This window comes from Pseudomonas sp. AC083, from assembly GCF_979253165.1.
Genome location: NZ_CEEDDH010000382.1, coordinates 1 through 230, shown reverse-complemented (window position 1 = coordinate 230; position 230 = coordinate 1). Strand labels below are relative to the sequence as shown.

The 230-nt window shown below is 47.0% G+C and carries 1 protein-coding gene; it reads left to right on the top strand.

The window, feature by feature from the left end; genetic code table 11:
- Positions 1 to 230: hypothetical protein (locus AC0IXA_RS28270; RefSeq protein ID WP_471815037.1), on the top strand; the 230-nt coding region annotated here is incomplete at both ends.

Here is a 230-nt window from a genome sequence, read left to right as displayed (position 1 = left end):
CTACCGAACTGTAGACGCGGGTGCCCGCCAATGGGATATTGAATCAGACACAATGCGAATTGTAGCTGGCTTAAAAGGCGAAATTAACGACTGGAGCTGGGAAACAGCAGTACAAAAAGGTCGCAGTAAATCAATGCAAACCGGCGACCGCCCGCAAGGTTGGGTTCGTACAGATTTTTTACAACAAGAAATTGATGCAGGTAATTACAACCCATTCGGCGGTACATACA